Source organism: Pseudoalteromonas sp. APAL1, assembly GCF_021532475.1.
In the GTDB taxonomy this organism is placed as follows: Bacteria; Pseudomonadota; Gammaproteobacteria; order Enterobacterales; family Alteromonadaceae; genus Pseudoalteromonas; species Pseudoalteromonas lipolytica_C.
Genome location: NZ_JAKGAW010000098.1, coordinates 1 through 1,726 on the forward strand (window position 1 = coordinate 1; position 1,726 = coordinate 1,726).

The 1,726-nt window shown below is 44.5% G+C and carries 1 protein-coding gene; it reads right to left on the reverse strand.

The features are described 5' to 3' along the window. Positions 1 to 68: 68 nt before the first annotated feature. Positions 69 to 1,589, reverse strand: coding sequence for an ISNCY family transposase (locus tag L1264_RS21335; protein ID WP_075594550.1), 1,521 nt, complete (start codon positions 1,587 to 1,589; stop codon positions 69 to 71). Positions 1,590 to 1,726 lie beyond the last annotated feature (137 nt).

Here is a 1,726-nt window from a genome sequence, read left to right on the forward strand (position 1 = left end):
TGTAGTAGTGTGATTACCAAGGGATACTGACGGTATAAGTACCAAGCGATTTTGACGTAATCACACTATCAATGTTGCCGAGCTTCGGCAAGTTTTGCTAACCGTAACGCAGTCGTATTCATATTTTCCCTTAGCCAGATATTGCGAACGCCGCTAGCATGTATGTCGACGTTTCTTTCAGACTTGAGCAGCCTTGACACTTTGGATTGTCCCATGTGTGGGTTAGCTAGTGAGAATTCGATGACGACTTCCTCAATGGCTCTGTCTGTACGATTTTTGTGGTGAAGATTTGGCGTTTCCTGACGTTTTAGCGATTCGATTCCACCTTGTTTTATCAGCTTACGATGGCGGTAAATAGTATCGCGGGAGACACCACTTAGGCGGGAAGCTTCTGCCACATTTCCTAGCTTTTCAGCCAGAGCCAATACATCAAGCTTCTTCTGGAGCTCATAGTCTTCCGAGGATAGCTTTTCAGGCTCCGTTACTTCGGTTACCTGTAGTTTTCGTCCGGCGAAGTACGCATCGAACCGCTTATTTTTACCCGTACGAATTTCGATTTTTTGGTTTGTGATTGAGTGCTTAAGCGGTGAGTCGATGAAGTAGAGTTTTCCCCTGAAGCTAAACGTATGGTCGTTACGGATCTTCCGGTAGACCTTGGTGATGCAGATATCATCAAGATTGGTGTAGCGTGATACAGGCGTATATTCGGTGTCTGATGTTTTAGATTTTACCATCAGGTTTTTACGCCAGAACTGCGGGATGAAGACGTGTTGGAGGTAGCTATTAGCGCCCGTCATGTCAGTAATATTGTTGAGCCGTAACTCCGGTATCAACCTGTCTTGTAGAGTATCGAAGGCACGTTCAATACGACCTTTTCCTTGAGGAGAACTAGCAAAGATGATTTCAATTCCTAACTCCTCACAGGCCCGTTGCATCTGAGAGAAATTGCAACGTTTAGGACCACCAAAGATGCCAGCTCTATCAACATATAGAGTTTTAAACACGCCGAATTTCTCAACAACTGAGCGCATAACTTTCATACACCCTTCAGTCGTTTCTGACGGAAAAAACTCTGCATGGATATCGCTGTTAGCATCATCAATCATAGCGATTAAGCACGACTTTTTATCACCGAACCAGCGATGTGTACTGCCGTCCATTTGCAGCATTAGCCCTGGTGCTTCCATCCGTTCTCTGCGTTTATGGACACGGCTACGCCTACGCTTGGCTCGTTTTACATGATGGATATCATGTGCCCACTTACGCAGTGTCTCGCGCTTAACAACAATGTGTTCGTGAGCCTCAAGCATCTCGGCGAGGTGCAATAGATTCAGATCATAGTATTTCTCGCGGATCAGCGACTGAACTTGCTGCTTAAGCCTATCTGGAGTTTTATTAATTGGCTCGCTGCCTGTATTCCCGTGAACAACGAATTGTAGACCTTGGCTTCGGTAACGCTGCAAATAACGTTCAATAGTACGCCTGGATTTATTGAGGAGCTTAGCGGCATTAGCTATCGTAACTTTACGCTCTGCCACTTTAGCAATGATATCAACTGTTAATTGAGCTTTGGAATTCAAAACAATCACCCTTAGCGCTCCTCAAATGCTTAAACAAAACATTTAAAGAACACGGTTAAAGATAACCGTCAATTTCCCTTGGTAATTAGCGATTACGACAGAATCGCGTGGTAATTAAAGTACGACAAAATCGCTTGGTGTTAACA